Origin of the sequence: Mesorhizobium sp. M7A.F.Ca.US.005.03.2.1 (genome assembly GCF_003997795.1) — a bacterium.
GTDB lineage: Bacteria > Pseudomonadota > Alphaproteobacteria > Rhizobiales > Rhizobiaceae > Mesorhizobium > Mesorhizobium ciceri.
Genome location: NZ_RZRP01000310.1, coordinates 1 through 6654, shown reverse-complemented (window position 1 = coordinate 6654; position 6654 = coordinate 1). Strand labels below are relative to the sequence as shown.

The 6654-nt window shown below is 62.4% G+C and carries 9 protein-coding genes; 1 reads left to right on the top strand and 8 read right to left on the bottom strand.

Going from position 1 to position 6654, the window contains the following annotated elements; translation table 11 throughout:
• The 3 genes from EN991_RS18215 to EN991_RS18205 all read right to left on the bottom strand — a co-directional run.
• Positions 1-933: ADP-ribosylglycohydrolase family protein (locus EN991_RS18215; protein WP_164769166.1), on the bottom strand; the 933-nt coding region annotated here is incomplete at its 3' end.
• Between the two features lie 3 nt (positions 934-936).
• Positions 937-1662, bottom strand: coding sequence for a GntR family transcriptional regulator (locus EN991_RS18210; RefSeq protein WP_013530802.1), 726 nt, complete (start codon positions 1660-1662; stop codon positions 937-939).
• A gap of 228 nt (positions 1663-1890) precedes the next feature.
• On the bottom strand, positions 1891-2160 hold the full coding sequence (locus EN991_RS18205) for a DUF982 domain-containing protein (RefSeq protein WP_013530801.1): 270 nt from the start codon (positions 2158-2160) through the stop codon (positions 1891-1893).
• Positions 2161-2244: 84 nt separating this feature from the next.
• Between EN991_RS18205 and EN991_RS18200 the strand changes: the two genes are divergently transcribed.
• Positions 2245-2502: a hypothetical protein gene (locus EN991_RS18200; RefSeq protein ID WP_013530800.1), complete on the top strand. Its 258-nt coding sequence runs from the start codon at positions 2245-2247 to the stop codon at positions 2500-2502.
• Between the two features lie 284 nt (positions 2503-2786).
• Here EN991_RS18200 and EN991_RS18195 read toward each other — a convergent pair whose 3' ends face one another.
• The 5 genes from EN991_RS18195 to EN991_RS18175 form a co-directional block, all read right to left on the bottom strand.
• On the bottom strand, positions 2787-2963 hold the full coding sequence (locus tag EN991_RS18195) for a DUF3309 family protein (protein WP_245460999.1): 177 nt from the start codon (positions 2961-2963) through the stop codon (positions 2787-2789).
• A gap of 308 nt (positions 2964-3271) precedes the next feature.
• Positions 3272-3925, bottom strand: coding sequence for an isoprenylcysteine carboxylmethyltransferase family protein (locus EN991_RS18190; RefSeq protein WP_245460998.1), 654 nt, complete (start codon positions 3923-3925; stop codon positions 3272-3274).
• A 214-nt stretch (positions 3926-4139) separates the two neighbouring features.
• Positions 4140-5162: an ABC transporter substrate-binding protein gene (locus tag EN991_RS18185; RefSeq protein ID WP_127369256.1), complete on the bottom strand. Its 1023-nt coding sequence runs from the start codon at positions 5160-5162 to the stop codon at positions 4140-4142.
• Positions 5155-5922 carry an ABC transporter ATP-binding protein gene (locus tag EN991_RS18180; RefSeq protein WP_063168554.1) on the bottom strand — a complete coding sequence of 256 codons (768 nt, stop codon included), beginning with the start codon at positions 5920-5922 and terminating at the stop codon, positions 5155-5157. Before EN991_RS18180 ends, EN991_RS18185 begins: the two co-directional genes overlap by 8 nt.
• On the bottom strand, positions 5919-6654 hold a 736-nt coding region (locus EN991_RS18175), incomplete at its 5' end, for an ABC transporter permease (protein ID WP_245460997.1). The genes EN991_RS18175 and EN991_RS18180, both read right to left, overlap by 4 nt.

Genomic DNA, 6654 nt, shown 5'->3' with positions numbered 1-6654 from the left:
ATGCTGTTGCGGCAATCGGGAAAAACCGCTGCAGGCGCCGGCCATGCCGGCAGCGATGGCGCCGATCGTATCGGTGTCGCCGCCGAGATTGGCGCTGATGACGGCTGCTTGCCATGGGTCGCCACGCGCGACTTCCAGCACGGCGAAGGCCGCCGGAACGGATTCCTGGCTGGCGACGCCGGTGCCAACCAGATCGGTGATCAGCCGGATCGCATCCCTGATCGCCTTGCCGTGTACGATGTCTTGCGCCCAGACGATGCGCGCGGCGATGTCGCCGCCGGTCACCCAATGTCCGAGTGCCGCCCCTCGCCTCGCCGCCGCGACCGCGCTGGCGGAAGCGTCGCGCCAGCCACCGCCGGCGACGCCGCGGCTGACGGCTGCCGCAACGGCAGCGGCGGAGGCGATGGCAATCGAGGTGTTGTGCGTGGCCCGGCAGGTCTCAGCCACCTTGCCGACGAACCCTTCCAACGGTTCGAGCGGCATCATGATGCCGACCGGCGCGATACGCATCGCCGCACCATTGGTGTCGCCGCTGCGCCCCGCTTCCTCAGCCGGCACACCATTGTTGATGGCGTCGATGGCGCGTTTGGTCGATGGCCCCAAAAGGTCATAGCTGCCACGCGCCTTAACCTCGCGTTCCCAGTCGAGCAGCGCATTGACCCAGCGCGCATGGTCGAAACGGTCGCCGGATTCGACCAGGATGCGGCCGAGCAGCAACGCCTGCTCGGTATCGTCGGTGATGGTGCCAGCGGCCAGTCCCTTCGACACCGGATGATCCGGGAAAGGCTCGATGAAATCCTCGACATGGCCGTAAAGTTCGGCAATGCGAACCGGCGACAAAAGCTGCGTCGGCATGCCGAGCGCATCGCCCAGCGCTCCGCCGACAAGCGCCCCCATGGCGCGGTCAATAGCCTTGCTGGTTGCATCCGACATCGCTCAGAACCTCATATGCAGCGCAAAATGCGCCGGATTGAGCAGGCTGGTGACGTACTCGATCGGCCGGTCGTCGGCGGCGCGCGTCAGCCGGCGGCCACGCAGGAAAGGCGTGCCTTGCGGGCAGCCGAGGATGGCCGCATCCTCGGCATTGAGCATCTCGATCTCGACCCATTCCTCGCCATGGTCGGGAATGAGGCCGGCGACGCGCAGCGTCTGGTGCAGCGAGCCCTCGCGCAATCCGCGCAACGGTACGTCCTCGAGCTCGGAGGACAATGGCAACCGGCTGCGCTCGATGGAGATCGCATGGCCGTCGCTGGCGTTGGTGCGCACCCGGTCGACGGCGATGAAGAACGGGCTTTCGATGCCAAGCAGCGCAGCCAGATCGGGGTCTTCGATGACCTCCAGCCGCAGCGTCCGCGTCTCGGCATTGGCGCCGGCATCGGCCAGCGCGCGCGACCAGCCGATCGAGTCGTCGACCGGCTTGCCGTCGAAGGTGACGAACGAGCCGATACCAACCTTGGTCGTGATCAGCCCGCGGCTGGACAGTTCCTCGAGGCCTTTGCGGACCGTATTGCGGCTAACGGAGAAGCGCTGGACGAGTTCGTTCTCGCTTTGAAGGCGGTCGCCGAAACCGAGGACGCCGGAACGGATCTCATGTTCGAGGACGGTGGCGATCTGCTCGGGCTTGCCCGTGCCGGGAGACAGTTGAACCGCGCGCCGCTTCATAAGGGTACCTGTTCAATGAACCTGTATAATCCTGTTCAATACCGAGGCCCGGATGCTATGTCAACAGATGCCGAAGACTGACCAACAGGCAGCGAAATGTGCGGGATAACCGTGCAGGGCGTGCCGAGAGGCAGGTCAATAGCCCTGAAAAGCCGGTCGGCGATCGCCAAAAAGAGGCTACATCAAGGGGATGGAGCCAGATCCTGATTCAATTTCACCAGGGGCAGGCTACGGGATCGACACCTCACGCGGTTCGACGAGGATGTCCGCCTCGATAGCGGCGTTGATGAACGCCGCTCTTGCCGCCGAGACTTCTTTCTTTCCCTCGAGCACGGCCAGACAGGCCTTGCGGGCAACCATATGCTTTTGCCCGGTCGCAACCGGCCAGCGGTTCAGCAGGATGTCGGCAGCCTGAGCGACCCGCTCCACGTTGAAGATCGAGTTTCGCGATCGGCCGAGCGCAATCCTGACCGGCTCATCGAAACGCTGATCTTGCACGATGCCACTCCCCAAAGTCGGCATTCATCGATTCGCGGCCTTCAACCCCGAGCAATGTGATAGGTTCTGCGCCAAAGGTGCAAGATGTCCGATTCCAGTGGCCAGAAAAATCCCAGGCTGATCGTCGTGGTCGCGTTCGATCGCGGTGAGGATGGCGAGTTGTTCCCAGCCTTTGGACCCGCCGACCAGCAGAGCGAGGATCGCGCCATACGCACCGCCAGGGCTCTGACGGCAAAGCATTCCGGCGTCATCGCCTGGAGCCGTGAGGCCGATCCGACGCTGGGCGAATATGGTCCGCCGAACACGCTCTTCGTCAGCGGTGACGTGCCTGACATGGAGTAGTCGACTGGCGCCAGTATCTGAACGCCTCGCCCATAGGGTTTGATGCGAGCCGGTTTTCCCTCGCCAGCAAGCAAAAGCCCGCTACGGTGAACCGGAGCGGGCCTTGGAGGAGGACAAGGGGTGGGACCCTCTCCTCTTGTTTCCACGGGGGGGGGTGTGGACCGCAATGACCATACGAAAGTTTTGCAGAGTGCAGGATCACAAGCCGGCTTGCCTGCATCACAATCCGGTGCACGCCGACATTGGGGCGCTCACGAGATTGCGATCAGTTGGCGATAACTCGGCTAGATGCGCCCGAGTACGACAAGCACGATGACAATGAGCAGCACGAGCCCAAGGCCGCCGCCGCCATAGGAGCCGGCGCCGTAGGATTGAACGTCGCAGCTGCGATGTTCAAAAGACGAGCGCTCCAAAGGCCTACCGTTCCGCGATTGTGGCGGGCATCGCGCGGAAGAAGTCACGCCAGCAACAGAACAGCCATCCAGGTGATGGCAACCAGAATTTAATTCCGGCACGCCTGTGGACCGCAGAAAGCCCACCAGTGTGGCGGGCTTTCCGATCGGCCGGAGATGGCGAGAAGCCGATTGCAGAAGCAATTACGCGAGGTAGTGAGTTTCAGCTTCACAGAGAGAATACTGAAATTGAAGTGTGGTATATATATCTCAAAATTTCTGAAATAATAAAGTTGTAATATTAGTTTGCACAAACAATGCGCAGGTCTATTGACGATCAACGTTGCCAGTGTGGTTGCTGCGCGCCGGGGCGCTTGTCAAACGACGCCGTAGAACAGCCTGTAGTGGACGCGCTTCATATAGTCCCGATACTCCGGCGTGACGGCCAGCAGCGCCTCTTCACGCAGGATGCGGTGCACCTGGAAGAAGGTGATCACCGCGTAGACAGCTAGATTGTAGAAGGAAAAGGCCGATAGCAGGAACAGGACATGGCCGGCAAGATAGCCGGCATAGATCGGATGCCGTACCAGGCGGTAGGCACCGCCTGTCATCACGCCGCGATTGCCCGGCAGAATGGCGAAAGAACGCCCCAGCGATATCTTTCCCCAGATCACGAACCCCAACGCCAGGGCCTGCAGCGGCGCCGCAACATGGACCGGGATGATGGCCACGCCCGACTCCAGGTCGATGAAACCGACACCGAAGCTGGCGATCACGGAGACAACCACCGTGAGCGGGTTCCAGTCGCGAACCTTCGGCCGACGCGACAGAAGCAGCCAGGTAAAGGTCAGGATCTCGGAAATCGCCACCAGCGCCACATTGATGCGCGTCGGGTCGAGCATCAGGTGATACACGCCGCGGTAGACGAACATGCCCGCGAAGGCCAGCGCGCAGATCCGAAAGAAACCTTCGCGCAAATCCACCAGGATCTCACGCTTTCGGGCTGCGGACAGAATCGTGCCGTCACTCACGTGCGAAAGCGCCTCGCTTTTTGATATCAGCAATGCAAACACCCCAATGATCCCTCAGGGCGACCTTTGCACGCAACCATTGCCGGGCAGTTAATCAACAAGATCAGATCGGTCTTAAACTGGCTGTCGGGGAGCCAGGGCGCCACTTCCAGACGACCTGCTCCACGCGGTCGCCCAGAAAGACTGACGACCCATGTCATTTGGTTTTGCCAGACTAGCTCAGATAGTCGTTGCGGAAATAGCTCCCGAAATCCGGGCGTCGAGCAACCAGCTTGCCGTCGGAATCGCGCAAAATGCCGGAGGCGAAGAGATAGTCGCCAATCGCTTCCATCTTGGCCGGATCCATCGCCCCGATGGCCCCGCTTTGGCTGCGTAGATAATGGCCGTCGATCAATGCCTTCAGCGAGGCGTGGATCAGCGCCGGATTGGTCAAGGCATCCTTGTTTGCAGCGATCAGCAGGGTTGCCGCATCGTCGGGGTGGTCGACAGCGAACTGGTAGCCGCGTCGCGTCGCCTGAACGAAGTCGGCCGCAGGCTTGGGATTGGCCTGGAGATAGGCTTCGCTCGAAGAGATCAGCGTCGTGTGCTCGTCAGGCACGCCATAATCGGCATAGACGAAGCTGCGCTGTTTGACGCCCCTGAGTTCGGCTTCGACACCCTCCCAGGTCGAGACTTCGAGCGTGAAATCGACCGACCCATTGGCCAGCGCCTCATAGGCTGAGGTGCCGAGCGTCACCGTCTCGAAATTGCCCTTGCCGCCGTCGTGGCGGATGATGGTCGATATCAGCGCGTTTTCCCAGGCACTGCCGAAGCCGCCATAGATCAAGCCGTCGAGGCTTCTTGGGCTTTTGATCTCGTTGCGTGCCGCATTGAAGACCACGCGGCCTGTTTCGGATTGCACCACCGCATAGACGCCCTTCAGATCCGCCCCGGCGGTTCTCTGGGTGAACAGGCTGATGGTGCCGTTGATGCCGAAATCGGCGACGCGGTTTGCGACCAGCGTGCCCGCACCGGTATCGCTGTAGGGCAGGATGTCGACCTCGAGCCCGGCTTCGCGATAAAACCCTTTGTCGCGGGCGACGAACAGTCCGATGTGGTTGGTATTGACCGTCCAGTCGAGGGCGACGGTGACCTTTTGTGCCGCCGATTGTGCTCGAGCCCGACCCGTCCCGGCAATCAAGGGAAGGCCGGTGGCAAGGGTCAGCAACAAGGCCTGCCGACGCGTCAAGTCAGTCATGATCGTGTCCTTTGGATGGATTGGGGTTGAGGATGATGTCGAGGATTTCGGCCTCGAGCGCGCTTGCCTGGCGCGCGGCATCGCCGCCAAGGCTGCGCGGGCGCGGCAACGGCACCCTGATTTCACGCACGATGCGGGCCGGGCGCGCCGACAGCACATAGATGCGGTCGGACAGGAACACGGCTTCGCGCACGTCATGGGTGATCAAGAGCGCCGTCCAGCGATGATGCCGCCACATCTGTTCGAGCCAGCGCTGCATGGCGGTGCGGGTCAGCGCATCGAGCGCGCCGAACGGCTCGTCGAGCAGGAGCATGTCGCGCTCCTGCACCACGGTGCGCAGCAAGGCCGCGCGCTGGCGCATGCCGCCGGACAGCTGCGCGGGAAAATGCCGCTCGAAGCCGGCAAGCCCGAATTCGGCAAACAACGGCGCAACGCGCGCCCGCGCCGCCTGTCTCCTCATACCTTGCACTTCGAGCCCGAGCGTCGTGTTGTCGAGGATGCGCCGCCATGGCATCAGCGCGTCGCGCTGCGGCATGAAGGCGAAGTGCCTTCCGTGGTCGTCGAGCCGCGCGCCGTCGAACAACATCTCGCCCTCGCCATGCTCGGCGCCGGTCAGAAGCTGGAACAGCGTCGACTTGCCGGCACCCGAGGGTCCAAGGATCGAGACGAACTCACCAGCGCCGACGCTGAGCGAAATATCGGCCAGCACGTCGAGCCCACCGAACGCCTTGTGCACATGCCGCAGTTCGAGCCGGCTCATCGCCAGGCCCCCTTCCCGGCAGTTTCCCTGCCGGCTCGCTCCCAGGGCATGGCAAGACGCTGCAGCAACACGGTCAACCCGAACAGGACAAGGGTCAGCGCCGCGCTGACACCGACGGCGGCAAGAACCAGATCAGGACGGAAATTGTTCTTGGCATTGAGCATGTAGATGCCCAGTCCCTTTGCGGCACCGGCATACTCGGCGAAGATGGCGCCGACCACCGCATAGGTGATGGAGATCCTCAACCCGGCAAAGAAGTAAGGCAGCGCCGAAGGCAGTCGCGCGAGCAGGAAGATGCGCCAGCGCCCTGCCCCCATGGCGCGCAGCATTTGCCCGATCTCGGCCTCGGTCGCCTCATAGCCTTCGACCAATGCGACCAGCATCGGAAAGAAGGTGACCAGCGCCACCAGCATGATCTTGGGCGCCAGCCCGAAGCCGAACCACAGCACCACCAGCGGCGCGACCGCCACCAGCGGCAAGGTCTGGCTGACGATGAAGACGGGAAACAACGCACGCCGCAGCGGCTGGAAGAAGTCGACCAGCATCGACAGCACGAAGGCGGCGCTGAGCGAACAGGCAAAGACAAGAAGCGTGGAACGGATGGTCGGAACGGCATTGTCGGCCAGCGCCTCGCGATTGAGCATCGCTTGCTCGAAGACGCGTGACGGCGCCGGCAGTATCGTGGCCCTGATGCCGGAATAGGCGGCATAAAGCTCCCACGCCATCAGGAGC